Annotated in this window: 21 protein-coding genes; 16 read left to right on the top strand and 5 right to left on the bottom strand. The window is 58.8% G+C overall.

Annotation, left to right across the window (positions count from 1 at the left end; genetic code table 11):
- Window positions 1–240: 240 nt before the first annotated feature.
- The 11 genes from REH59_RS21485 (at window position 241) to REH59_RS21435 (ending at window position 14,645) form a co-directional block, all read left to right on the top strand.
- Window positions 241–2,031, top strand: coding sequence for a type I secretion system permease/ATPase (locus REH59_RS21485; protein ID WP_128573923.1), 1,791 nt, complete (start codon window positions 241–243; stop codon window positions 2,029–2,031).
- 12 nt (window positions 2,032–2,043) lie between these two features.
- Window positions 2,044–3,369, top strand: coding sequence for an HlyD family type I secretion periplasmic adaptor subunit (locus tag REH59_RS21480; protein WP_014860656.1), 1,326 nt, complete (start codon window positions 2,044–2,046; stop codon window positions 3,367–3,369).
- Entirely contained in the window at window positions 3,366–4,781 is a 1,416-nt protein-coding gene (locus REH59_RS21475) for a TolC family outer membrane protein (protein WP_010952834.1), read from the top strand. The genes REH59_RS21480 and REH59_RS21475 overlap by 4 nt, the downstream gene beginning before the upstream one ends.
- A 474-nt stretch (window positions 4,782–5,255) precedes the next feature.
- Window positions 5,256–6,287: a GDP-mannose 4,6-dehydratase gene (gene gmd, locus REH59_RS21470; protein WP_014860658.1), complete on the top strand. Its 1,032-nt coding sequence runs from the start codon at window positions 5,256–5,258 to the stop codon at window positions 6,285–6,287.
- Entirely contained in the window at window positions 6,287–7,183 is an 897-nt protein-coding gene (locus REH59_RS21465; protein ID WP_014860659.1) for a GDP-mannose 4,6-dehydratase, read from the top strand. The genes gmd and REH59_RS21465 overlap by 1 nt, the downstream gene beginning before the upstream one ends.
- Window positions 7,180–8,322, top strand: coding sequence for a glycosyltransferase family 4 protein (locus tag REH59_RS21460; protein WP_014860660.1), 1,143 nt, complete (start codon window positions 7,180–7,182; stop codon window positions 8,320–8,322). Before REH59_RS21465 ends, REH59_RS21460 begins: the two co-directional genes overlap by 4 nt.
- The gene (locus REH59_RS21455) at window positions 8,319–9,428 is read left to right on the top strand and encodes a glycosyltransferase family 4 protein (protein ID WP_014860661.1); all 1,110 of its coding nucleotides are present in this window, start codon (window positions 8,319–8,321) and stop codon (window positions 9,426–9,428) included. Before REH59_RS21460 ends, REH59_RS21455 begins: the two co-directional genes overlap by 4 nt.
- Before the next feature lie 132 nt (window positions 9,429–9,560).
- Window positions 9,561–10,532, top strand: a complete 972-nt coding sequence (locus tag REH59_RS21450) for a UDP-glucose 4-epimerase family protein (RefSeq protein ID WP_014860662.1) — start codon at window positions 9,561–9,563, stop codon at window positions 10,530–10,532.
- Complete coding sequence (locus tag REH59_RS21445; RefSeq protein WP_020190516.1) at window positions 10,529–11,533, top strand: MraY family glycosyltransferase; 1,005 nt, start codon at window positions 10,529–10,531, stop codon at window positions 11,531–11,533. Before REH59_RS21450 ends, REH59_RS21445 begins: the two co-directional genes overlap by 4 nt.
- A gap of 102 nt (window positions 11,534–11,635) precedes the next feature.
- The gene (locus tag REH59_RS21440) at window positions 11,636–13,645 is read left to right on the top strand and encodes a polysaccharide biosynthesis protein (RefSeq protein ID WP_014860664.1); all 2,010 of its coding nucleotides are present in this window, start codon (window positions 11,636–11,638) and stop codon (window positions 13,643–13,645) included.
- A gap of 52 nt (window positions 13,646–13,697) precedes the next feature.
- A complete protein-coding gene (locus tag REH59_RS21435; protein WP_049587275.1) occupies window positions 13,698–14,645 on the top strand; it encodes a KpsF/GutQ family sugar-phosphate isomerase in 948 nt (315 codons plus the stop codon).
- 74 nt (window positions 14,646–14,719) lie between these two features.
- Here REH59_RS21435 and kdsA read toward each other — a convergent pair whose 3' ends face one another.
- Entirely contained in the window at window positions 14,720–15,562 is an 843-nt protein-coding gene (gene kdsA, locus REH59_RS21430; protein WP_014754147.1) for a 3-deoxy-8-phosphooctulonate synthase, read from the bottom strand.
- A 275-nt stretch (window positions 15,563–15,837) separates the two neighbouring features.
- Here kdsA and pgi point away from each other — a divergent pair, with 275 nt between their 5' ends.
- Window positions 15,838–17,499, top strand: coding sequence for a glucose-6-phosphate isomerase (gene pgi, locus REH59_RS21425; protein WP_128573710.1), 1,662 nt, complete (start codon window positions 15,838–15,840; stop codon window positions 17,497–17,499).
- Between the two features lie 210 nt (window positions 17,500–17,709).
- Entirely contained in the window at window positions 17,710–17,991 is a 282-nt protein-coding gene (locus REH59_RS21420) for a hypothetical protein (protein WP_080580328.1), read from the top strand.
- Window positions 17,992–18,329: 338 nt separating this feature from the next.
- On the opposite strand, the gene REH59_RS21415 is transcribed toward REH59_RS21420, so the two are convergent.
- Together REH59_RS21415 and REH59_RS21410 are read right to left on the bottom strand one after the other, a co-directional pair.
- A protein-coding gene (locus REH59_RS21415; RefSeq protein WP_103518337.1) for an IS3 family transposase occupies window positions 18,330–19,480 on the bottom strand; the annotation gives its coding sequence in 2 pieces (ribosomal slippage) (window positions 18,330–19,237 and window positions 19,237–19,480; 1,152 coding nt in all).
- A gap of 490 nt (window positions 19,481–19,970) precedes the next feature.
- On the bottom strand, window positions 19,971–20,264 hold the full coding sequence (locus REH59_RS21410; RefSeq protein WP_240635092.1) for a hypothetical protein: 294 nt from the start codon (window positions 20,262–20,264) through the stop codon (window positions 19,971–19,973).
- Between the two features lie 1,060 nt (window positions 20,265–21,324).
- Here REH59_RS21410 and REH59_RS21405 point away from each other — a divergent pair.
- Entirely contained in the window at window positions 21,325–21,660 is a 336-nt protein-coding gene (locus REH59_RS21405) for a ComEA family DNA-binding protein (RefSeq protein WP_003252760.1), read from the top strand.
- Between the two features lie 92 nt (window positions 21,661–21,752).
- On the opposite strand, the gene REH59_RS21400 is transcribed toward REH59_RS21405, so the two are convergent.
- Window positions 21,753–21,920 carry a DUF2897 family protein gene (locus REH59_RS21400; RefSeq protein WP_010952850.1) on the bottom strand — a complete coding sequence of 56 codons (168 nt, stop codon included), beginning with the start codon at window positions 21,918–21,920 and terminating at the stop codon, window positions 21,753–21,755.
- 183 nt (window positions 21,921–22,103) lie between these two features.
- Here REH59_RS21400 and pyrF point away from each other — a divergent pair, with 183 nt between their 5' ends.
- A complete protein-coding gene (gene pyrF, locus REH59_RS21395) occupies window positions 22,104–22,805 on the top strand; it encodes an orotidine-5'-phosphate decarboxylase (protein WP_014859331.1) in 702 nt (233 codons plus the stop codon).
- A 427-nt stretch (window positions 22,806–23,232) separates the two neighbouring features.
- On the opposite strand, the gene REH59_RS21390 is transcribed toward pyrF, so the two are convergent.
- Window positions 23,233–24,234 (bottom strand): NADP-dependent oxidoreductase, encoded by a 1,002-nt coding sequence (locus REH59_RS21390; protein WP_003252767.1) that lies wholly within the window; start codon window positions 24,232–24,234, stop codon window positions 23,233–23,235.
- Between the two features lie 177 nt (window positions 24,235–24,411).
- On the opposite strand from REH59_RS21390, the gene REH59_RS21385 reads away from it, so the two are divergent.
- Window positions 24,412–25,173, top strand: coding sequence for an SDR family oxidoreductase (locus tag REH59_RS21385; RefSeq protein WP_003252780.1), 762 nt, complete (start codon window positions 24,412–24,414; stop codon window positions 25,171–25,173).
- Window positions 25,174–25,315 lie beyond the last annotated feature (142 nt).

Genomic DNA, 25,315 nt, shown 5'->3' with positions numbered 1-25,315 from the left:
GTGCGCATGGTGCGTTTTTTTTGACGGCCGTTCAATGGCTTTTTTTGCTTGGGTAGCCGTTTGTCGTCTCATATCCAGATGCCCAGGTGCGGGAAAAACTAAGCGGGTTTTCTCGCCAAAAATTTCATGATTCAGGTAATTCGTCGCGGAACGACCCAGCTTCCGGACAATCTGACACGCAGCAGCCTTGATGTGGGTGTTACACTGCCCGCCGCTTTCGCCTACCTCAGTATGGATACCATGAGTTCACAATCCGAAAATAATCTGCAAGCTGCCCTCAAAGCTTGTAAAAGCAGCTTCCTTTCGGTCGGTTTCTTCAGCTTCTTCGTCAATGCGCTGATGCTGGTGCCTACCTTCTTCATGATCCAGGTCTCGGGACGCGTTGTGCCATCAGGCAGCACATCGACGCTTCTCATGCTAACGCTGATCCTGACGGTGCTGATTGTGACCATGGGTATGCTGGAGTGGGTGCGCTCCCGGATCATGGTTCGTATCAGCAATCGATTAGATGTGCTTCTCAGTCGTGACGTGTACCGTGCCAGCTTCAAGCGCGCGCTCAATAGTGGCGGCTCTGACGCTACGGCGCAGTCGTTGAATGACCTCACCTCGTTGCGCCAGTTCTTTACCGGGCCAGGCCTTTTCGCGTTCTTCGATGCCCCTTGGTTTCCTATCTATACAGTAGTCATGTTCCTGTTCCATCCATGGTTCGGGTGGATGACGCTGGCCTGCGGTGCAGTGTTGGCAGTGCTGGCGGTTGTGAATCATCGGGTGACCGGGCAGGCCTTGGCCGCAGCCAACAAGGAAAACGTAGCATCCAATGTGGTCACCACTAAAACGCTGCGTAATGCCGAAGTTATCGAGTCGATGGGCATGCTGGAAACGCTGATGGCGCGTTGGGCCAAGCGTCAGCGCAACATCATGATGCTGCAGTCTGATGCAAGTGATAAGGGGGGGGCAGTAAGCTCCACCTCTAAAACATTCCGCACGTGGTCTCAGTCGATCATGCTGGCTATTGGTGCATATCTTGTGGTTACCCACGAAATCAATCCCGGCCTTTTGATGGCGGGTTCGTTGTTGCTGGGCCGAGCGCTTGCCCCGATCGACCAGATAATCGGTAGCTGGAAGGGCTTCGTCGCGGCCAAAGTTCAGTATGACCGCCTGAACAAAGTTATGGACGATCTCAACAAAGAACCCGAGCGCATGCCGTTGCCCGCCCCGGAAGGTCACATTCAGGTCGAAAACCTGATAGTCGCTCCGCCTGGCGCCAAAGCCCCGGTGCTCCGTAGTATCAGTTTCGTCGCCCCCGCCGGCTCCATTGTCGGTATTGTCGGCCCAAGCGCAGCCGGTAAGTCCACCTTGGTGCGTGCATTGATGGGCATCTGGCCGCCGCAGCACGGTGTTGTACGCCTTGATGGTGCTGATATATCCACTTGGGACAAGCAAGCCCTCGGCCCCTATGTTGGCTACCTGCCCCAGGACATCGAACTGTTCGAGGGCAGCATCAGCGAAAACATCGCGCGTTTCGACAAGGTCGACCCTGAAAAGGTGGTGCAGGCAGCGCAAATGGCGGGTGTGCATGAAATGATCCTGATGCTGCCCGACGGCTACGACACTGTCATCGGCAGTGACGGGGTGAACCTGTCGGGCGGCCAGCGTCAGCGCATTGGGCTGGCGCGTGCGATCTACGGCAACCCGCGCCTTATCGTGCTCGACGAGCCGAACTCCAATCTCGACGATGTGGGCGAGCGTGCGCTGGGCGTAGCCCTGCAAAAGCTCAAGGAAACCGGCGCGACTGTGTTCATTGTCTCGCACCGTCCCAACATCCTCACTCGGTTGGACCGCATCTTGGTTATGGCCGGTGGCTCCATTTCGCTGTATGGCGAGCGCGACCGCGTTATTGCCGAGCTGGCTGCCCAGCAGGCCAAGCTTCAGCGCGGCAGCCAGGCTGCGAGCCCGCAGGCCCCCGCTACCCCGCCAGTTGCACCCTCTGCGCCCGCGGCCGTTGCGCCTGCCACCAGTACTGGCGCCTGAAAGGATTTCTAGATGAGCAGTAAAGCAATCACTACGTTCGACCACAATTTCGACGACCTGCCAACGTCGGATCGCGGCATCCGCCGCATCGGGCTGACCGTTGTCTTTGTCACCTTCGGCATTTTCGGCACCTGGGCAGCTTTCGCGCCTTTGAGCAACGCCGTGCACGGCACCGGCGTGGTTACGGTGCAGAACTACCGCAAGACCGTTCAGCACCTGGAGGGTGGCATCGTCAAAGAGCTGCATGCCCGCGATGGGGACCTGGTGAAGAAGGGCGATCCGCTGATTGTGCTGGATGAGTCGCAGCTCAGCGCCGAGTATGAGTCCACCCGCAACCAACTGATTGTTGCCCGTTATAAAGAGGCACGCCTGCGTGCCGAGCGTGACGGCTTGGACTCGATCCCGTCGGTGATAATGGAAGGTACCGATTCTGACCGCGCGCAAGAAGCGCTGGCAGGTGAGCAGCAGGTGTTCAAGGCCCGCCACGATTCGTTGCTGGGCGAAATCTCGGTCAACCGTGAGCGGATCCAGCAAATGCAGCAGCAGATCGCCGGTCTGAACGACATGATCCGCACCAAGGCAGGCCTGAACAAGTCGTACTCTGGCGAAATCAAACAGTTGAAGGAGTTGTTGGCCGAAGGCTTTGTTGACAACCAGCGTTTGCTGGAGCAGGAGCGCAAGCTCGACATGCTGAAGACTGAAGTGGCTGACCACCAGTCGAGCATTACCAAGACCAAACTGCAGGTCGGCGAGACCGAACTGCAGATCGTGCAGTTGAAGAAGAAGTTCGATGCCGACGTGGCCAAGGAGCTGTCGGACGTTCAGGCTCAGGTGTTCGACCTGCAGGAAAAAGAAGCAGCGTTGCGTGATCGCTTGTCACGGGTGGTGATCCGCGCGCCGGAAAGCGGCATGGTGCTGGACATGAAAGTGCACACCATTGGGGGCGTGGTCAGTGCAGCTACCCCTTTGCTGGATATCGTGCCAGCTCAGTCGGATCTTGTGGTTGAAGCCAAGGTGGCCCCTCGGGACATCGACCGATTGGAGCTGGGCAAGACTGCGGACGTCCGCTTCTCTGCGTTCAACCAGGCCACCACGCCGGTCATCGAAGGTAAGTTGACGCGGATCTCGGCCGACAGCCTGGTCGAAGAGCGCTCGGGGGACCAGTACTACCTGGTCCGCGTCAAGGTCACTGAAGACGGCATGAAAAAACTTGGCAACCGCAAGCTTCAACCCGGCATGCCAGCTGAAGTCCTCATCAACGCAGGCGACCGCACCATGCTGCAGTACCTGTTGAAACCAGCGCGCAACATGTTCGCTGAATCGCTGATCGAGGAATGATTGTGCTGCGTTTGTTACCTGGAGTGATGATGTGCATGGTCGCCTGGCAAGCGGTGGCTATGGAAGGGAAGGATGCCGCTGGTGAGCAGCCAAGAGGGGTTTCGGCTTCGACTTACGTGTTGGATCTGGCGGGACTGTACCGTGAGGCGCGCCTGGAGGACCCGCGGGTCCTTGCCGCTTACGCGCGTGCGCGCTCTGCCAGTGAACAGCAGCGGGCAGCGCTGGGTAGCCTGCTGCCCCAGGTGTCGGCCAATGCCAACTCCAGCCGCATCCTGCGCAAAAACGAGGCTGAGCGCGACCTCTATAACACCGAAACCTATTCGCTCAGTCTCACCCAGTACCTGTACAACAAGCCAGCCTGGGAGCGCTACCAGAAGTCCAAGAGCGTGAAGGATCAAAAAGGTCATGAAGCTGAAGACACGCTGGCAGAGGCTACAGTCGACCTCGCCAAGCGCTACTTCGTGGCGCTGGCTGCGGACGACGAGCTGGCGCTGGTGCAGGCTGAGCGCCGGGCAACCCAAAAAAACCTTGATCGCGTCAGCAGCATGTTCGAACGGCAGATGGCCAAAATCACCGACAAGCTCGACATGCAGGCACGGGTAGATTTTTTGCTTGCGCAAGAAGTGGAAGCGCGCAATCAGGTGCAAGTAAGCCGCGAGGCATTGGCCGAGATCGTCGGGCGGCCGATTACCGAGCCGCTCAGCCGTGTACGCAACGACGTGGCATTGCAGGCGCCCACCCGGCCCTTACAGAACTGGGTTACCCAAGCAGTTGAAAACAACCCGTTGCTGAAGTCTTATCAAAGCGGGGCAGAGGCAGCCAATGCAGCGGTGCGCGAGGGTAAGGGCGAGCACTATCCGCAACTGTCGTTAAGCTTGAGTGCGCAGCAGAACGACCAGGGCTATGACAATACCCAGGCGCCGCGCAGTGACAGTTATGTGGCTTCGTTTGGGGTGAAGATCCCGATCTACAGCGGTGGCTCCACTTCCGCTCGGGTGCGCGGGTTGTATGATGATCAGTTGGCAGCCGAGGAACAGCTGGAAGGGGTGCGGCGCCAGGTGGTCAAGGAAACCACCACTGCCTACCTGACTGCACAGGCCGCGGTAGAAAAAATCCGGGCTAACCGCAACGCACTGTCATCGGCACAGCATTCCAGTGTTGCGGCGCAGAAGGCGTTCACCTTCGGTGTGGTCAATGCTGTGGATGTGCTTACTGCGGTGCAGAACGAGTTCAAGGCGCGCCGGGACCTGCTGAAAACGCAGTACGACTTTATTACCAACCTGTTCCTGCTCAACCGTTGGGCGGGTGAGTTGAATCAGGAAAGTGTGGATAACGTCAATGTCTGGTTGAGCCCGGTGCCTGAGACCAGCCTGCCCGGTGGCGAGGTTGCTCGCCTGGGCGCCAGTCGCTGAAAGCGAGGGGGTCTGCGCTTCAGGGGCTGAAGCGCAGCGCCAACCAGTGAAGCGCACAGTATCAATTTAGCCCCGGTCCCTTTTGCGTCCTGTTCCCATTGCGTGTCAGGCGAGGTCAAGATGGTTTGGCTTCATCGACCTTAGCGCAGGCCGACCCGGGCGGTGGCTGCTATGGGGCTATTTCAGATGCTTCCTACAAGTGCCGTGCTGGAACAGCCCTTCGACGGCACGTATCCTGATGCGCCTTTCGTGCGCGTGCCCCACTTGCTTTGCGCACGGGGGTGCCAAGGTTATGCAATATCGGCCGGTGGCCGAACTTGCGCCGGGGTAGCCAACATCTGTTTGCGAGTCGAGTACTCCGCCCGACCTATGTATACTTCCTCGTCTAACCTTCATACGCGTGGTTGGAATTGCCCGCGTCAGGCCAAATAAACACACATGCCCGCACGGCACTATCGGAGTTGGTTAAGTCGCATGAAAGCAATCGTTACTGGGATCACTGGTCAAGACGGCGCCTACCTGGCGGAATTGCTGCTGGAGAAGGGCTACACAGTCTACGGCACCTATCGTCGTACCAGCTCGGTTAACTTCTGGCGCATCGAGGAGCTAGGGATTCACACCAATCCCAACTTGCATCTGGTCGAGTATGACCTCACCGACCTGTCTGCCAGCATCCGCCTGCTGCAAACCACCGAAGCTACTGAGGTATACAACCTAGCTGCGCAAAGCTTCGTCGGTGTGTCGTTCGAGCAGCCGCTGACCACCGCCGAAATCACGGGCCTGGGTGCAGTCAACCTGCTGGAAGCCATCCGTATCGTCAACCCGAAGGCCCGCTTCTATCAGGCGTCCACCTCCGAGATGTTCGGCAAGGTGCAAGAAATTCCACAGGTCGAAACTACCCCGTTCTACCCGCGCAGTCCCTATGGTGTGGCCAAGCTCTACGCCCACTGGATGACCATCAACTACCGCGAGTCGTACAACCTCTTTGCGACCAGCGGTATCTTGTTCAACCACGAGTCGCCACTGCGCGGCCGTGAGTTCGTGACCCGCAAAATCACCGACTCCGTCGCCAAAATCAAGCTGGGCCTGCTCGACAAGCTCGAGCTGGGTAACCTTGATGCCAAGCGTGACTGGGGCTTTGCCAAAGAGTACGTAGAAGGCATGTGGCGCATGCTGCAGGCGGACGAACCAGACACCTTCGTACTGGCCACCAACCGTACCGAAACCGTACGCGACTTCGTTACCATGGCATTCAAAGCTGCCGGTATCGAAATCAACTGGAGCGGCAAGGACGAGGCAGAGCAGGGCACCTGCGCCGCCTCTGGCAAAGTGCTGGTTGCCATCAATCCAAAATTCTACCGCCCGGCCGAGGTGGAGTTGCTGATCGGCAACCCGGCCAAAGCCAAGGACGTTCTGGGTTGGGAGCCTAAGACAAACCTTGAAGAACTGTGCCGCATGATGGTCGAAGCCGACCTGCGTCGTAACGAAAAAGGGTTCTCGTTCTGATGCAAAAGGCTAGCAAGCGCGCGCTGATTACAGGTGTTCACGGGTTCACCGGCCGCTACATGGCAGCCGAGTTGCGGGCCGGCGGCTATGAAGTCTTCGGTACAGGCAGCCAGCCGTTGCCGGCTGCGGACTACCGCCAGGTCGATCTGACCGATGGGCAGGGCCTGCGCGCGTTGCTGGCCGAACTGCAGCCGGATGTAATTGTGCATCTGGCTGCCATCGCTTTTGTCGGGCATGGTACCGCCGACGCGTTCTACAAGGTCAACCTGATAGGCACGCGCAACCTGCTCGAAGCCATCGCGGCCTGTGGCAAAACGCCTGAGTGCGTGTTGATCGCCAGCAGTGCCAACGTCTATGGCAACGTTTCCGAAGGGATGCTGGGCGAGCAGACCCCGCCAGCGCCGGCCAATGATTACGCGGTCAGCAAGTTGGCCATGGAATACATGGCGCGGCTGTGGTGTGACCGTTTGCCTATCGTCATCACGCGTCCTTTCAATTACACCGGTGTTGGGCAGGCAGAGAATTTCCTGCTGCCCAAGATTGTTTCGCATTTTCGCCGCAAGGCCGACACCATCGAGCTCGGCAACCTAGACGTATGGCGCGATTTCAGCGATGTACGTGCGGTCGTGCAGGCGTACCGCGGCTTGATCGAGGCACGCCCGCTGGGCCAGATAGTCAACGTCAGCTCGGGGCAAACGCATTCGCTGCGCGAGGTTATCGCCAAGTGTTCCGCCATTACCGGCCATCAGCTGGACGTGCAGGTCAACCCGGCCTTTGTCCGTGCCAACGAGGTCAAGACCTTGTGTGGCGATAATGGCAAGCTGCGCGGGCTTGTGCCGGGGTGGCATACGCCTTCGCTGGACGAAACCTTGGGTTGGATGCTTTCTGATCAATGAAGCTCATCCTTTCAGTCGAGTCGGTCCGCTTCCCGTTGACCGGCATCGGGCGCTACACCTATGAACTGGCGTCACGGCTGCAGCATGCCGAGCAAATCAGTGACCTGCGTCTATTTGCTGGCAGCAGGTTCTTGCCCGAGCTGCTCAAGCCTTCGGACCAGTCCGACGCCGTGCATGGGCTCAAGCGGTTCGTGCAGAAAAATGCCCTGGCGGTTGAAGCTTATCGGCGCCTGATGCCTTTGTTGCGCAAGCGTGCGTTGCGCGGCCATGAAGACTTCATCTACCACAGCACCAATTTCTACCTGCCGCCGTTTGCAGGGCCGAGAGTGGCGACCTTTCACGACCTGTCCCCCTTTACCTGGGCTCATTGCCACACGCCGCAGATTGCCCGTTACCTTCAAAAGGAGCTCAGGCTGACCCTGGAGCGTGCTGACGCTCTGATCACGGTTTCGCACCACACGCGGAAGGAGTTGGCGGATTACTTTGGCTGGCCACTGGAGCGCATTCATGCGGTACCGCTGGCCAGTTCGCCGCAGTTCCATCCTCGGACTCCTCAGGCATTGCGTGAAACCCTTGCACGGCACGGCCTGGAGCTAGGCGGCTACAGCCTGTTCGTCGGTACCATCGAGCCGCGCAAAAACATCGAGACCTTGCTTAATGCTTACGGCCGCTTGCCACTTGCGTTGCGCCAGCGTTGGCCGTTGATCCTCAGTGGGTATCATGGCTGGCGTAGCGAGGCGATTCACAGCCGTATCGCCCAGGCACAGCAGGAAGGCTGGGCGCGCTACCTCGGCTTCGTTGCCAGTGAAGACTTGCCGCTGCTGTTTGCCGGCGCTCGGCTGTTCACCTTCCCGTCGCACTATGAAGGGTTCGGCCTGCCAGTGCTCGAGGCCATGAGCTCGGGGGTACCGGTGGTATGTTCCAACAGCTCGTCGTTGCCAGAGGTAGCGGGTTCGGCGGCGTTGATGTGCGCGCCCGATGATGTAGAAGGCCTGACCGGGTTGTTGCACCAGGGTCTCGAGGATGAAGCGTGGCGGTCTGCTGCTGTGCAGCGGGGGCTGCTGCATGCCGGTGGCTTTTCTTGGGAGCGTTGCGCTCAGGGTACAGTCGAGGTTTACAAGTCGGTCAAGGAACGATGATCAAGGTTCTGCATTTTTTTAAAACGTATTACCCGGACTCCATGGGTGGCATCGAACAGGTCATTTTTCAGATCGCCGAAGGCACCCGTGAGCACGGCGTGCAATCAGAGGTGCTATACCTCAGCCCGCGTGGGGCTGCGCGCAATGAACCGGTAGGCAGCCACCTGACTCACCGCTCCAAGCTGGACTTGCATGTCGCTTCAACGGGTTTTTCACTGTCGGTGATCAAGGATTTCGCCGAGCTGGCGGCCCAGGCCGACATTGTGCACTACCACTTCCCTTGGCCTTACATGGATCTGGTGCATTTTCTTGGGCGGCTGAACAAGCCGACTGTGGTCAGCTATCACTCCGATATCATCAAGCAAAAATGGCTGCTCAAGCTGTATCAGCCGTTGATGAGCCGTTTTCTTTCCAATGTTGACCGTATTGTTGTCTCCTCACCCAACTATGCCGCGCACAGTCAGGTGCTGACACGCTTCAAGGACAAGCTTGCAATCATTCCGTTCGGCCTGGACCGGGCGACCTATCCCAGTGCGACGGTAGAAAAGCTGGCGTACTGGCGCGCACGCATGAGCGAGCGCTTTTTCCTGTTTGTAGGCGCGTTGCGGTACTACAAGGGGCTGGATTACCTGCTACAGGCTGCGTCTATCAACCGTCTGCCGGTAGTGATCATCGGCGGTGGCTTCCTCGAAGCGCAGCTCAAGCAGCAGGCTGCTGAGCTCAGGCTTGACAATGTTCAGTTCCTGGGCAGCCTGGCAGACGATGACAGAGCGGCGCTGCTGGAGCTGTGTTATGCATTCGCATTTCCATCCCATCTGCGTTCCGAGTCGTTCGGCATTTCTCTGCTGGAAGCGGCAATGTATGGCAAGCCCCTGATTTGCTGCGAAATGGGCTCGGGTACGACCTTCATCAACCTGGCTGACCAGACCGGTTTGGTGGTGCCGCCTCGGGATGCCGCAGCGTTAGCGCAGGCCATGCAACGCTTGTGGGATGACCCTGCCATGGCACAGGCGATGGGGGCCAAGGCGTTGCAACGTTATGAGGAAGTATTTACCGCTTCGGCCATGGCCGGTGCGTATGCCGATCTCTACCGTAGCCTGTTGTAGGCAGCCAGTCTGCGTTTTCAGGCACTGCCGCAGGCGTTTCTGTTTGATCAGTCGCTCATGCGTTGTTCTATGAGGGTGGCCCTGCGCCGCGAAACGGGCACGAAGCGGCCTGTGTGAATTGAGACCGAGCCCATGGAAAGACGCACAATACTTGTTACAGGCGCTAGCGGCTTTGTCGGTGGCGCACTGTGTCGCCAGCTGGACACCTTGGGTAGTTTCGCTATCCGGGCTGCATCGCGCGACCTTGGCGGGGCCTCCGTGGCCGGTATTCAGGCGGTGACTGTGGCGGACTTGAGCGCCACCACCGACTGGGCCCGGGCATTGTCAGGTGTCGACCTAGTGGTGCATGCCGCAGCCCGTGTACATGTAATGAAGGAAACCGCCAGCGACAGCTTGGCCGAGTTCCGTCGGGTGAATGTCGACGGCACCCTCAACCTTGCCCGCCAGGCTGCGGCGGCAGGCGTGCGGCGCTTTATTTTCATAAGCTCGATCAAGGTCAATGGCGAATCCAGCCAGCCCGGTCAGCCGCTGCGTGCCGATGATAGCCCCGCACCTCAGGACGCCTACGGCGTGTCCAAGCACGAAGCGGAGCAGGGGCTGCGCCAGCTGGCGGCCGCCACGGGCATGGAAGTGGTGGTGATACGACCGGTGCTGGTCTACGGGCCAGGCGTCAAGGCCAATTTCCACAGTATGATGCGCTGGCTGCAGCGTGGCGTACCCTTGCCGTTCGGCGCGGTTTGCAACCGTCGCAGCTTGGTCTCGTTGGCTAACCTGGTCGACCTGGTCGTTACCTGCATCGATCATCCTCGCGCTGCCAACCAAACCTTCCTGGCCAGCGACGGTGACGATGTCTCGCTCACCCAACTGCTACGTGCACTGGGCCTTGCGCTCGGGCGGCCCGCTCGGCTGTTGCCTGTCCCCGCGGGCCTGTTGCGCGGCGCTGTGCTGTTAATTGGCCGGCGAGACCTTGCCCAGCGGCTGTTTGGCACGCTGCAGGTAGACATTGAAAAAAACCGGCAATTGCTAGGCTGGTACCCCCCTTGCACATTGGAACAAGGACTGAACATGACCGCTCGATCTTTTCTGGGTGCACGCCGCCCATGATATGGCTGATTGTGCTGGCAACTGTAGCCTCGTGCTTGATGACCGCCGTGCTGCGCCGCTATGCGCTGTCCCGTAGCCTGTTGGACATCCCCAATGCGCGTAGCTCGCATACCTTGCCAACCCCGCGAGGCGGCGGCTTGGCTTTCGTGGTCGCTTTCCTGGCTGCGTTGCTGGGCCTGGGGTGGGGCGGGTACGTTGCTCCGGCAGTGCTGACCAGTGTGTTGGGGGCGGGGGGGCTGGTTGCGCTGATAGGCTTCATGGACGACCACGGGCACATCGCCGCACGCTGGCGGCTGTTGGGGCATTTTGCGGCGGCCGCTTGGGGGCTCGCCTGGCTAGGGGGGATGCCGCCGCTCAGCGTTTTCGGCTTGTTGCTGGCGCCGGTCTGGTTGGGTAGCGCCATCGGTTTGCTGTATTTGGTATGGCTGCTCAACTTGTACAATTTCATGGACGGCATTGATGGCATCGCCAGTATCGAGGCCATCTGCGTGTGCATGGGCGGAAGCCTGCTCTACTGGCTCACTGGTCATGCCGAGGCAGCGTGGCTGCCGATATTACTGGCGGCCACTGTGGCGGGCTTCCTGTGCTGGAATTTCCCCCCCGCACGTATTTTTATGGGCGATGCCGGCAGTGGCTTTCTGGGTATCGTGCTAGGGCTGCTGGCATTAGTGGCAGGCTGGGTAAACCCGCTATTATTCTGGGGGTGGTTAATACTTTCGGGTGTATTCGTGGTTGATGCCACGTTTACCCTGGTGCGGCGCCTGCTGCGCGGTGACAAGGTTTATCAGGCGCATCGCAGCCATGCTTATCAGTATGCGGCTCGCCGGCATGGTCACCATCGACCGGTGAGCCTGGCCGTGGCGGCTATTAACCTGGTCTGGCTACTACCGGTGGCCCTGGCGGTAGTGCTGTTGAACCTCGATGGCGCACTGGGAACCCTGTTCGCTTATGTGCCTCTGATATTGCTGGCAATCACCTATCAGGCTGGGGAGCAAGAATAGGATGGCCAAGCACGCAAGGCATCGTGCATGGCTGCTTGACCCGCAGTGGGGCGCCATGCTCCGGTTGTTCAATCGAGGTCCTTTTGCGGTGAGGAGAGCCGAATGAGCGACGCAAAGAACAGCAGGGTGCGTGAGTACCTAGTTAACCTGTCCAGGCGGAAAAAGCGTCTTGTGCAAGTGTGCGCCGACGTGGTGCTGATCTGGTTGGCGTTATGGTTGTCTTTTATCGTGCGCCTGGGCATCGATGAAATGTACAACCCGGTCATCAAACACGCCTGGTTGTTCATGGTTGCGCCTCTCGTAGCCATTCCGCTGTTCATTCGTTTTGGCATGTACCGGGCGGTGATGCGCTACTTCGGCAATGATGCATTGGTGACCATTATCAAGGCCGTTACCCTGTCATCGCTCATTCTGGCTGTGGTTGTGTACTGGTACAGCAACCATCAGGTAATCGTGCCGCGCTCGATCATTTTCAACTATTGGTGGTTGAGCATGGTCATCATTGGTGGTTTACGCCTGATCATGCGCCAGTATTTCCTGGGTGACTGGTTTACCGGCGCCCATCAGATACCGTTCGCCAACCGCGATGATGGCCTGGTCAAGGTAGCCATCTATGGTGCAGGCACCGCCGGCAACCAGCTGCTGGCAGCGTTGCGCATGGGGCGGGCGATGCGCCCGGTGGCGTTCATTGATGATGACAGTGACCTTGCCAACCGGGTCATTTCCGGTTTGCAGGTGTACAAGCCCAAGCATCTGCAGCAGATGATCAAGGAAACCGGTGCACAGGAAATCCTCCTCGCCCTGCCTTCGGTATCGCGCGCCCGGCGCAAGGAGATTCTCGCCTTGCTCGAACCTTACCCGTTGCACGTGCGCAGCGTGCCGGCCTTTGCCGACCTGGCAAGTGGCCGGGTCAAAGTGGATGACATCCAAGACGTGGACATTGCCGATTTGCTTGGGCGTGACCCGGTCCCCGCCAAGGAAGGGCTGCTCGAACGCTGCATCCACAAGCAAACGGTACTGGTCACCGGGGCCGGTGGCTCCATCGGCTCCGAGCTTTGCCGCCAGATCATAGGGCTTGGGCCAACGACATTGCTGCTGTTCGACCACAGCGAGTACAACCTCTACGCTATCCTCAGTGAGCTGGAGCAACGCGTTGCGCGCGAGTCGCTGCCGGTTCGACTGCTGCCCATTCTGGGGTCGGTACGCAATCAGCAGCATCTTGCCCACGTTATGTCCACTTGGCGGGTAGCCACCGTCTACCACGCGGCGGCTTACAAACATGTGCCCATGGTTGAGCACAACATGGCGGAGGGCATACTCAACAATGTGTTCGGCACGCTTTGTACCGCACAGGCTGCTTTGCAATCAGGCGTTGCCAACTTCGTGCTTATCTCGACTGACAAGGCGGTGCGCCCCACGAACGTGATGGGCGGTACCAAGCGTCTTTCCGAGTTGATTCTGCAAGCACTAAGCCGCGAGGCGGCACCCGTCATGTACGGTGACAGCAGCAAGATCGCCCGGGTGAACAAAACCCGCTTCACCATGGTGCGCTTTGGCAATGTGCTGGGCTCCTCTGGCTCGGTGATCCCGTTGTTCCACAAGCAGATCAAGGCCGGTGGCCCAATTACAGTTACCCACCCGAAGATTACCCGCTATTTCATGACTATCCCCGAAGCCGCTCAACTGGTGGTTCAGGCAGGGGCGATGGGGCAGGGCGGGGACGTATTTGTTCTCGACATGGGGGAGCCGGTAAAAATTGTTGAGCTGGCTGAGAAAATGATTCATCTCTCGGGCCTTAGCGTACGTAGCTCGGGTAACCCCAATGGTGATATCGCCATCGAGTTCACGGGGTTGCGCCCAGGTGAGAAGCTTTTTGAAGAGTTGTTGATTGGCGATGACGTTTCGCCTACCGTCCACCCGATGATCATGGTAGCGAATGAAGACTACGTCACTTGGGACGTCTTGCGTGAACGTATTGCCGTGTTACTCAATGCAGTGGCGGTGGATGACTTTGGCCGTATCCGGCAACTGTTGCGTGAACTAGTGAACGGGTATGTGCCGGAAGGAGAAATTGTCGACTGGATCTACCAACAGCAGCGGCAGGACAGTTGATGCCGCGTCCCGTTGAAGCATACCTTTTCTGTTAATGAGTTAAAGAGTGAAGATGAACCATCTTGATATCGCCAAAGAAGCCCTCGTTGCCCAGGCCCAGGCGGTCGCCAAACTAGCGGATCGTCTTGATGGTCAGTTCCAAAGCGCGGTCGATTTGATTCTTGCCTGTGAAGGGCGGACAGTAGTTTGTGGTATGGGCAAATCCGGCCTGATTGGCAAAAAAATGGTCGCTACTTTTGCCTCTACCGGTACACCTAGTTTCTTCCTGCACCCGGCAGAAGCTTTTCACGGCGACCTGGGGATGCTCAAGCCCGTTGATGTGCTGGTGCTGATAAGTTACAGCGGAGAAACCGAAGAGCTGATCAAGCTGATTCCCAGCCTCAAGTCATTTGGCAATAAATTTATTGCGATGACCGGGAGCGGCAACTCCACCCTAGCCAAACATGCAGACATTTGGCTTGATATTTCGGTGGATCGCGAAGTTTGTCCAAATAACCTAGCGCCTACCACGTCCACATTAGCCACCATGGCCATGGGGGATGCGCTGGCAGTGGCTCTGATTACCGCGAATCAGTTCAAACCGATGGACTTTGCTCGTTACCATCCCGGCGGAAGCCTTGGTCGAAAATTGTTGACTCGCGTAGCTGACGTAATGCACTCGCCGGCACCTATTGTTTCGCCAGCGAGCAGTTTTCAAGACTGCCTGCTGATGATGACGCAAAGCCGGCTTGGCTTAGCCATGGTGATGGATGGTAATGAACTTGTCGGTATTGTAACGGATGGCGACCTGCGTCGTGCCTTGTTAAAAAATAACCAGGTTATTCATGCCTCTGTAACTGAGTTCATGACGCTGAACCCCCACACCATTCCAGCGGATTGCCGCGTGTCGGTCGCTGAAGCTTACATGCTGGAGAACAAAATCCGTGCCTTGGCGGTGGTCGACGATTGCGGGGCTATTGTTGGCGTCGTCGAGATTTTTGACGGCAATCCCGTAGCGTGAAACAGCCGGTAATTATCGTTGCCTGGGTAGGCAGCCGCTTCTTGTCCAGAAGCGGCTTTACTCACCGTCGTAGATTAGGCAATAGTCAATTGCGGGAATGATTTTACCAGATCATCCAGCGCTTTGATTTGTGCCAGGAAGGGTTCCAGCTTGTCCAATGGCAGTGCGCTCGGGCCATCACACTTGGCCTGATCAGGGTTTGGGTGGGCTTCCAGGAACAGGCCAGCCAATCCGACTCCCATGCCGGCACGTGCCAGCTCTACCACCTGCTCGCGCCGACCGCCAGAAGCCGCACCCGATGGGTCGCGATTCTGCAGGGCATGAGTGACGTCAAAGATGATCGGCAGATCTTGGCAAGTACGCTTCATGACGCCGAAGCCAAGCATGTCCACGATCAGGTTGTCGTAGCCCATGCAAGTGCCCCTGTCGCAAAGGATCAACTGGTCATTACCCGCTTCCTTGAACTTATGCACGATGTTCTGCATCTGCGAAGGGCTGAGGAATTGGGGCTTTTTGATGTTCACCGGCTTGCCGGTTTTGGCCAAGGCAACAACTAGGTCTGTTTGACGGGCGAGGAATGCCGGTAGCTGCAGCACATCGACGACTTCCGCCACCGGGGCCGTTTGGTAGATTTCGTGAACGTCGGTGATTATCGGCACGCCAAATTCTGCCTTAACCTTTTCAAAGATCCGCAGCCCTTCTTCCATGCCGGGGCCACGGTAGGAATGGATCGATGAGCGGTTGGCTTTATCAAAGCTGGCTTTGAACACATACGGGATGCCCAGCTTCTGCGTGACGCGCACATATTCTGCACAGGCGTTAAGGGCCAGGTCTTCAGACTCGAGCACGTTGATGCCGCCGAATAGCACAAAAGGAGCCGAGTTGGAGCATTCGATTGTGGAGTTGATCTTGATCATTTTTTACTCGATAGGTCCTTAGGGGGCAACCCGCAGGACATGGCAAAGGGATAATAGTCAGCGCGCCCTTGCTAACCGTGGTTGTGCCGATTCTACAATTTTTCTGCTGCCTTTCGAGCATGGCGAGGCTGCCAGGCGTTTGTGAGCGGTATTTTGCGCGCATGAATGCGGCTTTTCCCTTTCTTGCGCATGGGCATTGCCTATAATGTCGCCGACGTGGAACCTGACAACGATTGATAGGTTCTGGCTTTACCCGTATCAAGAATCTTTTTGCAATGGCGTTCTACCGTACACCTCACGATGTCACTGCTCTGCCAGCCTGGAAGGCGCTTCAGCAACACCGCGAAGCCATGCAAGGCTTCAGCATGTCCGAAGCCTTTGCCGCCGATGCCAAGCGCTTCGACCAGTTTTCCCTTAGCGCTTGCGGCCTGTTCCTCGACTACTCAAAAAACCTGATCACCGAGCAAAGCCGCGATCTGCTGGTCAACCTGGCCAATGAAGTGGGCCTGCAGGACGCCATCAAGTCGATGTTCAGCGGTAAGATCATCAACGCCTCCGAAGGCCGTCCGGTGCTGCACACCGCCTTGCGCCGGCCCGTAGGTGACAAACTCAGCGTCAACGGCGTGAACGTCATACCGGAAGTGCACAAGGTGCTCAACCAGATTACCGAACTGGTTGGTCGCATTCACGATGGCCTGCGCGGCTACAGCGAAAAGCCGATCACCGACGTGGTCAACATTGGCATTGGCGGTTCGTTCCTGGGCCCCGAGCTGGTGTCCGAAGCGCTGCTACCCTATGCCCAGCGCGGCGTGCGCTGCCACTACCTGGCCAATATCGACGGCAGCGAGTTCCACGAGCTGTCGGCCAACCTGCGCGCCGAAACCACCCTGTTCATCGTCTCGTCGAAGTCGTTCAACACCCTCGAGACGCTGAAAAACGCCATGGCCGCGCGTACCTGGTACCTGGCCCAAGGCGGCTCGGAAGCCGAGCTGTACCGCCATTTCATTGCAGTTTCCAGCAACAAGGCCGCTGCTGTAGCGTTCGGTATCCGCGAAGAAAACATCTTCCCGATGTGGGACTGGGTGGGCGGGCGCTACTCGCTGTGGTCGGCCATCGGCCTGCCTATCGCCCTGGCCATCGGCACTGCCAACTTCAAGGAACTGCTGTCCGGCGCCTACACCATGGACCAGCACTTCCAGACCGCACCGTTCGACAAGAACATGCCGGTGCTACTGGCCTTGCTGGGCGTGTGGTATGGCAACTTCTGGGACGCGAACAGCCACGCGATCCTGCCGTACGACCACTACCTGCGCAACATCACCAAGCACTTGCAGCAGCTGGACATGGAATCCAACGGCAAGAGCGTGCTGCAAGACGGTACCCCGGTGAAGACCGACACCGGGCCGGTGATCTGGGGCGGCGTGGGCTGCAACGGCCAGCATGCCTACCACCAGTTGCTGCACCAGGGCACCCAGTTGATTCCGGCCGATTTCATCGTGCCGGTGGTGAGCTTCAACCCGGTGGCCGACCACCACCAGTGGCTGTACGCCAACTGCCTGTCGCAGAGCCAGGCGCTGATGCTGGGCAAAACCCGCGAGGAAGCCGAAGCCGAATTGCGCGCTAAAGGCCTCAACGAAGCGGACATCGAAAAGCTGGCCCCGCACAAGGTGATCCCGGGTAACCGCCCGAGCAACACATTGGTGGTCGAGCGCATCAGCCCGCGCCGCCTGGGCGCGCTGGTGGCGATGTACGAGCACAAGGTGTTCGTACAGAGCGTTATCTGGGGTATCAACGCCTTCGATCAGTGGGGCGTCGAGCTGGGCAAGGAACTGGGCAAGAGCGTTTACCAGCGCTTGGTCGGTAGCCTGGAAGACAGCGCCGAAGACGGTTCCACCCAAGGCCTGATCAATTACTTTCGTGGTAAACACCGTGGCTGACCCTGCTTGATACTGGCCCGGCGGGAGGGGCGTCCGAGCGGAGCTGGTGGTCGCCGGAAACACTAGCGCATCATGGCGGTGAATAGCAGGCCGCATTTCGACGCAGAGGTGGTACAGTCAACAGGGTAGGTAATTCGCAGATTTTGTCATCCATCCAAGTGCTAATGCTCTTGGATGGGGCTCAGTCCCAGTTGTGACTAGAGGATCTGAATGTACAATGCACTTCTGCTAATCGCTGCAATTGCCCTTACCGGATGCGCTGCGTCCTCGGAAATGAAGACGGTGAGAGGTAAGACAGGCGTTCACATCAACTGCTCAGGCCTATCTTCGTCATGGGACCGCTGTTACCAGAGAGCTGAGGCCTCCTGTAGTACACGAGGATACCGCGTTGTAGCGCGGTCCGGTGATACCGAGGAGGAGGCAGGGGATTATTTGTTCGGTATTAATCCTGCCGGCTTCACTAGCCGAAGTATGATAGTCATCTGTAAGTGATGATCACATCATATTCCTAGGCGCTCGGCGATACCACAGCGCTCGGTCATTTTCCTGACCCGCTGGCTCCGAAGCATGCGCAACTTGGGTTACACGGCTTGCCGATTTCGACTTGCTAAGGGCCCCTGCTCGTGTCCGCCTGCCAAGACCCCTCTGAGGCTGGCTGAGCAGTTAGATCCTGTGCTGTGCCGGGTGAAGGTTGGCAGCCAGATCGCAAAGCTTGCGTCGACACGCGATGCGGTCTTGGTAGAAATTTCGTAACTGAGTGTCAAATGGCCAGTAAACAAAGACCCTTTGCGTAAAGCGTGATATTCACAATCTGAATAGCCCCTGGTTTCCTAGACACTCTCCAAGCTCAAAAAATAGCGTTTCTCATACTCTACTGGAGACAGCTGCATAGCACTGCTGTGTCGGCGTTTAGGGTTATAGAACATCTCGATGTAATCGAAAATATCACTCCGGGCTTCGTCACGTGTCGCGTAGGTTTTTCGTCGAATCCGCTCCCGCTTCAAAAGCTGGAAAAAACTCTCAGCTACGGCGTTGTCATGACAGTTTCCCCGCCGGCTCATGCTGCTGATCACATTGTTGGCCTTCAGGAAGCTTTGCCAATCTGAGCTACTGAATTGACTGCCCTGGTCTGAATGAATCATTACTTGCTGCTGTGGCTTGCGGCGCCACACGGCCATCAGCATGGCGTCGATGGCCAGGTCGCTGCACATCCTGGGCTTCATTGACCAACCAATCACTTGGCGAGAAAACAAATCCAGCACTACCGCCAAGTACAGCCATCCTTCATAGGTGCGGATGTAGGTGATATCGGTCACCCAGACCTTATTCGGCTCGCTGACCTTGAACTGCCGGGCAAGGTGGTTCGGCGAGGCGACGGTTGGTTTCCCGCCATAAAATCCGGGACGCCGCCGATAGCCCGTCTGGGAACGCAGGCCCTCTACCTGCATCAAGCGCCCGACTCGATTTCTACCGCAGGTCTCGCCCAGCTCACGCAGGTCATCGTGAATCTTGCGATAGCCGTACACGCCTCCGCTTTCTAACCAGGCATGCTTGATCAAGCCAAGCAGGCGCTGATCTTCTTTGGCTCGGGCAGATTGAGGCTTGGCCAGCCAAGCGTAGTAGCCGCTGGGATGCACCTTGAGGGTTTGGCAAAGGCGACGCACAGGGTAATCCGTCGAGTGCTTCTTGATGAAGGCGTACTTCAGCCGCACTCCTTGGCAAAGTACGCGGCGGCCTTCTTTAAGATGTCTCGCTCTTCCGTCACTCGCTTGAGTTCAGCGCGTAGCTTGCGCAGTTCGGCCTGCTTATCATCGTCTTGCTGACGCTGCTCTTGGGGCTTGCTGTAGACCTTGATCCAGGCGTAAAGGCTGTGCACGGACATCCCCAGGCGCTGGGCGACATCGGCAACAGGTTTGCCTTTCTCGGTCACTTGCTTGACCGCTTCGATTTTGAATTCTTCGGGGTAACGCTGACGACTCATGGCACCTTTTATTTGGGCCTCATTATGAGGCTTGGAGGTGTCTGCGAAACCAGGGGCTATTCAATCCTGTGTTACGGCATCACCCTATAGACAGCCAGTGAACCTCACCCTTTCTATCAAGAAAGTCAGAGGTCGACCGATGTATTAGTCGATTCCGCGACACAGGACAGGCCCACAGTTACCTTCTACCGTTGGGCTGGTGGGTGGTGCTCTCGGGGATGTTCTGGACCGCGGGAGCGCTCCCTTACCACAGACTTTTCTATATCTTGCTGGCTGCGTCCAGGCCCATGACGCAGGCGACGGGGCTACTCACGCTGAATGAGCCGTCGCTCTGCACATCGATCAGGGCCGAGGGCATCATAGCTGGACTTTCCAGAGGATGCTCGGGGCTCCGCCAGTTAAGCGCTGCAACTTCTGCCGCCTGCACTTTCGGAAGGCGAGTGCAGACGGCGGTCAGCCCGGCGTTAGGGGCTATAACGAACGTCACGTTTTAGTGAGCGATGTCCATGGGGCCTGACGAGGTGGGTCGGATAATCGCGATGTCGACATGGTAATTGGCAAACTCGGTGGATCGGGCATCTGTACGCAATGTGGCACTCAATACGACCTCTTGCTGACGGTTGATATCGGTCAAGTAACTCTGGAATTGGTGCTCTTTCACAATGATCAGGACCACGCAGTTTGCACCTTGTGAAAGATGGTCTTTCATTTCTGCTGCACTGAACGCTACTGCCACGTTACGCTCGTAACTCTCTACCAGATCGCGAGTCGATGTGGCGTCCATAGTCAAAGCCCCAGTGAGTCCGCGGCGATTTGCCATCTTGGATTGGGTTAGAACATGACTACACATTTGCAAAAAAAGCGATTCGTACCACTCCACAGCCTTCTCCCTGGGTCGAAAGGGCGTCATAGATACAGCAGATCGCATCAGGTTGCCAGCCTTACGGGATAACTGGCGTTGTGCTGCTACGCGCAGGGGGCTGCGGCTGGTTGAGGGCATGCTGAAGCAGTATTGGGAAGACCGAGGGCTATCTGTCTAGTTCATGATTCCTTGTTATGAGGTTAAGCAGTGCGTTGTTAGAACTCACCACCTCGATCTTTCTCATGGACAAAGGTGGCGGCCATTGCGCGGGGTGAGAAACCGATGCACTGAAACCGGCCAAGCCGAAGCCTGCCCGCGTATGGCTGCCATTGAACAGTAGAGCAGCAGTGCACAACGAGTTCTCACACCCGGTCACCAACATGGCGACCCGGTGAAGTTATCCCTGGGGCATTTCCCCGACAATTCAGCTGCTTCTGACTGGCGCGTAGGATAGTTCGCTTGGTTGTCGAGCTGAAGAGGTGGGGCAGGGTTTCAGGAAAGTCTGACGTGCTGGGTGTGCACCCCAAGGCAAGTAGCTTCGCCGTTGGCGGGGGTTTACCCGCGAACCGCCACCGCATTCGCGGGGGAAGCCCTGTACATCGATCGGGGGGGTTGAGCGGGGCGTTGGTGTCGCCATGTTCCAGATGCGCTTGAAGCCGCCACGGCCGGCTGCTTTACGGGGTGAGCCTTGTTCGGCGGGCATTGTAGGAGAATGGCCGGGCATTGGTGGGCAGTGGGTGTCGAACCAACCGGGATTTGGCTACAGGCACAGGGCCGGGGTCTTGTGCATCAAGGGCCGGCGCCGAGCGAGGAGGAAACGGCCACTGTTGGTGGGTGGGCGAAGTTGAGCGTTTTGCTGACCGATTCGGTAACCATTCGCCGGGGTGGTTGGGTGTGTTGCGACCGGGTTACCCGCTAGGGTTGGTTGCGCAGCCGAAGGAAAACGGTTGCTGGAAAATGACCAACCCAAGGAGTGTTGACCATGCGCAATAACGTTCTGTCGTACCTGCTGCTGCCGCTGTTCACCAGTTTGTCGTTCTCCCTTAGCGCCGCCCCGGCCAGCACCATGGCAGTGGCCGAACCGGTGCCGGTGGTAGCCCAGGCCCAGGCACAGCAGGCGCCGAGGCTGGACTTGAACACGGCAGATGCACTCACCCTGCAAAAGGAGCTGAACGGCATTGGCAAGGCCAAGGCGGAGGCTATCGTGGCCTACCGCGAGGCCAATGGGCCGTTTGCTTCAGTGGATGAGTTGCTGGAAATAAAGGGCATAGGCAATGCGTTGCTGGAGCGCAACCGGGACAAGGTGATGGTGGAGTAAGCGGGCAGGGGCCGGGGTGATGCCCTGGCCCGGCCTTTACGTGCCGGGGATGGCGCGCTCCCGCAGGCGCAGCGACTGAAGGGCTGGGCGTTTTAGCGGTCTTGTGCGTCCTTGGCATCCGCCTCGGCATTGCGCTCATGTACCTTGCGCAATTGCTCTTCGGTCAGCGGCAGTTTTTTGGCCGTGTCGCGCAGCAGCATCAACCCGCCGACAATCGAGCCGAGGGCTATGATGAGTATCAGCCAGGCATACCAGGGCATTGTCGTTCTCCTTAGATCGGGCCATGGGCAACGGTTACATGAGTTTTGAGCAATTGCCCGTTCCGTTGGTTCAATTATAGGTGCCAGGCCGTGCAGGGCCAATTCCGTGACCTGCGGGCCCCAAAGCCTGCGTCACTTCGTTTACAATGCGCGCCGTTTTCGACTTGCCAAGAGACCCTGCCCATGTCCGCCTGCCAGACGCCCCTGATCGTCGCCCTGGATTTCCCTACCCGTGAGGCCGCCCTGAAGCTGGCTGACCAGCTTGACCCTGCGCTGTGCCGGGTGAAGGTTGGCAAGGAGCTGTTCACCAGCAGCGCTTCGGGCATTGTCGAAACCCTGTGTGACAAGGGCTTCGAAGTGTTCCTGGACCTCAAGTTCCACGACATTCCCAACACCACCGCCATGGCGGTAAAGGCCGCCGCCGAGATGGGCGTGTGGATGGTCAACGTACATTGCTCCGGTGGCCTGCGCATGATGGTGGCCTGCCGTGAAGAGCTGGCCAAGCGCAGCGGCCCGCAGCCGTTGCTGATTGGCGTGACCGTGCTGACCAGCATGGAGCGTGAAGACCTGGCCGGCATTGGCCTGGATGTCGACCCCCAAGAGCAAGTGCTGCGTTTGGCGGCGCTGGCGGAAAAAGCGGATATGGACGGTTTGGTGTGCTCGGCGCTTGAGGCCCCGGCATTGAAGGCGGCGCACCCATCGTTGCAACTGGTGACACCGGGCATTCGCCCGGCGGGCAGCGCGCAGGATGACCAGCGCCGCATCCTCACCCCGCGTCAGGCACTGGATGCCGGTTCGGACTACCTGGTGATTGGCCGGCCGATCAGCCAGGCTGCAGACCCTGCGCAAGCGTTGGCAGCGGTGGTGGCGGAGATTCGTGGGTAATTAACCTGCGGCTGTCCAACAACGGCCTATGCCGAGCCACCGCTGTGTGTCCCCCGCGAATACGGTGGCGGCGGCAACGGTGGACGGCGGGTGGAAGTTGGCCGGCAGGCCTGGCCCTTTCGCGGGTGAACCCGCTCCTACGACGGCCTGTGTCGGGCCACCAATGTGTGTCCCCGCGAATACGGTGGCGGCGGCAGCGGTGGACGGTGGGTGGAAATTGGCCGGCAGGCCTGGCCCTTTCGGGCCACCGATGCCTTTGTCGAACCATTGATGTGGCTGCACCCCACGATCCGTGTAGGAGCGGGTTTACCCGCGAGTACGGTGGCGGCGGCAACGGTGAACGGCCGGTGGAAATTGGCCCGCAGGCCCGGCCCTTTCGCGGGTGAACCCGCTCCTACGGCGGGCTATGTCGGGCCATCGGTGGCGTTTAAACCTTCAACACCAACTTGCCAAAATTCTCCCCGCTGAATAGCTTCAACAAGGTCTCCGGGAAGGTTTCCAGCCCTTCCACCACGTCCTCTTTGCTCTTCACCTGCCCGCTGGCCAGCCAGCCGGCAATCTCCAGCGCGGCTTTGCCGTAGTCTTTGCTGTAATCCATCACCACAAAGCCTTCCATGCGCGCGCGGTTGACCAGCAGCGACAGGTAGTTGGCCGGGCCTTTCACCGCTTCTTTGTTGTTGTACTGGCTGATCGCGCCGCAAATCACGATGCGTGCCTTGAAGTTGATGCGCGTCAGCACGGCATCGAGGATGTCGCCGCCCACGTTGTCGAAGTACACGTCCACGCCTTTGGGGCATTCGCGCTTCAGGCCGGCCAGCACGTCTTCGGCCTTGTAGTCGATCACGCCGTCAAAGCCCAGTTCGTCCTTCAGGTACTGGCACTTTTCGGCACCGCCGGCAATGCCGACCACGCGGCAGCCTTTGATCTTGGCAATCTGCCCGACAATGCTGCCCACCGCACCGGCCGCGCCGGAAATGACCACGGTATCGCCAGCTTTGGGTTGGCCAACCTCCAGCAGGGCGAAGTAGGCGGTCATGCCGGTCATGCCCAAGGCTGACAGGTAACGGGGCAGGGGGGCCAGCTTGGGGTCGATCTTGTGCAGGCCCTGGGGCTCGCCGGTGAAGTAGTCCTGCACACCGAGGGCGCCGCTCACATGGTCGCCGGGCTGGTAGCCGGGGTGATTGGAGGCAACCACTTCACCTACACCCAGCGCACGCATTACCTGGCCCAGGGCCACGGGCGGGATGTAGGACTTGCCTTCGTTCATCCAGCCGCGCATGGCCGGGTCCAGCGACAGGTACAGGTTACGCACCAGTACCTGGCCTTCGCCGGGTTGTTCGGCGGGTACGGTCTCGAAGCTGAAGTCGTCACGGCGCACGGCGCCGACCGGGCGTTTGGCAAGCAGGAAGCGGCGGTTGGTCTGGGTCATGGCGGGTCCTTGTGGGCAGTGGAGGGCGTAAGGCGTTCAATCTACCTTGTTGATGAAGGCGGTTCCTTAAAATCACTGACAAGCATGGTAGCCCAACCGTTGCTGTGATGATGCTGCCCGGCCGAGCGGTGGCTGACTATGCTCTGAACCCCACCCAACCCCTCACAGGAGCACGCGATGAGCATGACCTTTTCTGGCCAGGTAGCCCTGGTGACCGGCGCGGGTGCCGGTATCGGCCGGGCAACCGCCCTGGCGTTCGCCCACGAGGGCATGAAAGTGGTAGTGGCCGACCTCGACCCGGTCGGCGGCGAGGCCACCGTGGCGCAGATCCACGCGGCAGGCGGCGAAGCGCTGTTCATTGCTTGCGACGTGACCCGCGACGCCGAGGTGCGCCAGTTGCATGAGCGCCTGATGGCCGCCTACGGCCGGCTGGACTACGCCTTCAACAACGCCGGGATCGAGATCGAGCAACACCGCCTGGCCGAAGGCAGCGAAGCGGAGTTCGATGCCATCATGGGCGTGAACGTGAAGGGCGTGTGGTTGTGCATGAAGTATCAGTTGCCCTTGTTGCTGGCCCAAGGCGGTGGGGCCATCGTCAATACCGCGTCGGTGGCGGGGCTTGGGGCGGCGCCAAAGATGAGCATCTACAGCGCCAGCAAGCATGCGGTCATCGGCCTGACCAAGTCGGCGGCCATCGAGTACGCCAAGAAGGGCATCCGCGTGAACGCCGTGTGCCCGGCCGTGATCGACACCGACATGTTCCGCCGCGCCTACCAGGCCGACCCGCGCAAGGCCGAGTTCGCCGCAGCCATGCACCCGGTGGGGCGCATTGGCAAGGTTGAGGAAATTGCCAGCGCTGTGCTGTACCTGTGCAGCGACGGCGCAGCGTTTACCACCGGGCATTGCCTGACGGTGGATGGTGGGGCTACGGCGATCTGAGTCGTTACCGTGCGGGCTGCTGCGTGGGCAAGCCCGCACCTGCGCGTGCGCTCACCAACCCCAGGCCAAACCCACCATGTCGCGCATGGGCAGGCTGCGCGTACCCAGGCCTCTCTTGAGCAAGCCGGGCAGTCAGCTGGCC

The organism is Pseudomonas sp. BO3-4, from assembly GCF_034044115.1.
GTDB lineage: Bacteria > Pseudomonadota > Gammaproteobacteria > Pseudomonadales > Pseudomonadaceae > Aquipseudomonas > Aquipseudomonas alloputida.
The sequence above is the reverse complement of the archived record's forward strand: the minus strand, read 5'-3'. Positions and strand labels throughout refer to the sequence as shown.

Excerpts from the sequence above, each read along its gene's own strand:
- REH59_RS21485 (WP_128573923.1), top strand. The coding sequence starts at position 241 with ATGAGTTCACAATCCGAAAATAATCTGCAAGCTGCCCTCAAAGCTTGT.
- REH59_RS21480 (WP_014860656.1), top strand. The coding sequence starts at position 2,044 with ATGAGCAGTAAAGCAATCACTACGTTCGACCACAATTTCGACGACCTG.
- REH59_RS21475 (WP_010952834.1), top strand. The coding sequence starts at position 3,366 with ATGATTGTGCTGCGTTTGTTACCTGGAGTGATGATGTGCATGGTCGCC.
- gmd (WP_014860658.1), top strand. The coding sequence starts at position 5,256 with ATGAAAGCAATCGTTACTGGGATCACTGGTCAAGACGGCGCCTACCTG.
- REH59_RS21465 (WP_014860659.1), top strand. The coding sequence starts at position 6,287 with ATGCAAAAGGCTAGCAAGCGCGCGCTGATTACAGGTGTTCACGGGTTC.
- REH59_RS21460 (WP_014860660.1), top strand. The coding sequence starts at position 7,180 with ATGAAGCTCATCCTTTCAGTCGAGTCGGTCCGCTTCCCGTTGACCGGC.
- REH59_RS21455 (WP_014860661.1), top strand. The coding sequence starts at position 8,319 with ATGATCAAGGTTCTGCATTTTTTTAAAACGTATTACCCGGACTCCATG.
- REH59_RS21450 (WP_014860662.1), top strand. The coding sequence starts at position 9,561 with ATGGAAAGACGCACAATACTTGTTACAGGCGCTAGCGGCTTTGTCGGT.
- REH59_RS21445 (WP_020190516.1), top strand. The coding sequence starts at position 10,529 with ATGATATGGCTGATTGTGCTGGCAACTGTAGCCTCGTGCTTGATGACC.
- REH59_RS21440 (WP_014860664.1), top strand. The coding sequence starts at position 11,636 with ATGAGCGACGCAAAGAACAGCAGGGTGCGTGAGTACCTAGTTAACCTG.
- REH59_RS21435 (WP_049587275.1), top strand. The coding sequence starts at position 13,698 with ATGAACCATCTTGATATCGCCAAAGAAGCCCTCGTTGCCCAGGCCCAG.
- kdsA (WP_014754147.1), bottom strand. The coding sequence starts at position 15,562 with ATGATCAAGATCAACTCCACAATCGAATGCTCCAACTCGGCTCCTTTT.
- pgi (WP_128573710.1), top strand. The coding sequence starts at position 15,838 with ATGGCGTTCTACCGTACACCTCACGATGTCACTGCTCTGCCAGCCTGG.
- REH59_RS21420 (WP_080580328.1), top strand. The coding sequence starts at position 17,710 with ATGTACAATGCACTTCTGCTAATCGCTGCAATTGCCCTTACCGGATGC.
- REH59_RS21410 (WP_240635092.1), bottom strand. The coding sequence starts at position 20,264 with ATGGACGCCACATCGACTCGCGATCTGGTAGAGAGTTACGAGCGTAAC.
- REH59_RS21405 (WP_003252760.1), top strand. The coding sequence starts at position 21,325 with ATGCGCAATAACGTTCTGTCGTACCTGCTGCTGCCGCTGTTCACCAGT.
- REH59_RS21400 (WP_010952850.1), bottom strand. The coding sequence starts at position 21,920 with ATGCCCTGGTATGCCTGGCTGATACTCATCATAGCCCTCGGCTCGATT.
- pyrF (WP_014859331.1), top strand. The coding sequence starts at position 22,104 with ATGTCCGCCTGCCAGACGCCCCTGATCGTCGCCCTGGATTTCCCTACC.
- REH59_RS21390 (WP_003252767.1), bottom strand. The coding sequence starts at position 24,234 with ATGACCCAGACCAACCGCCGCTTCCTGCTTGCCAAACGCCCGGTCGGC.
- REH59_RS21385 (WP_003252780.1), top strand. The coding sequence starts at position 24,412 with ATGAGCATGACCTTTTCTGGCCAGGTAGCCCTGGTGACCGGCGCGGGT.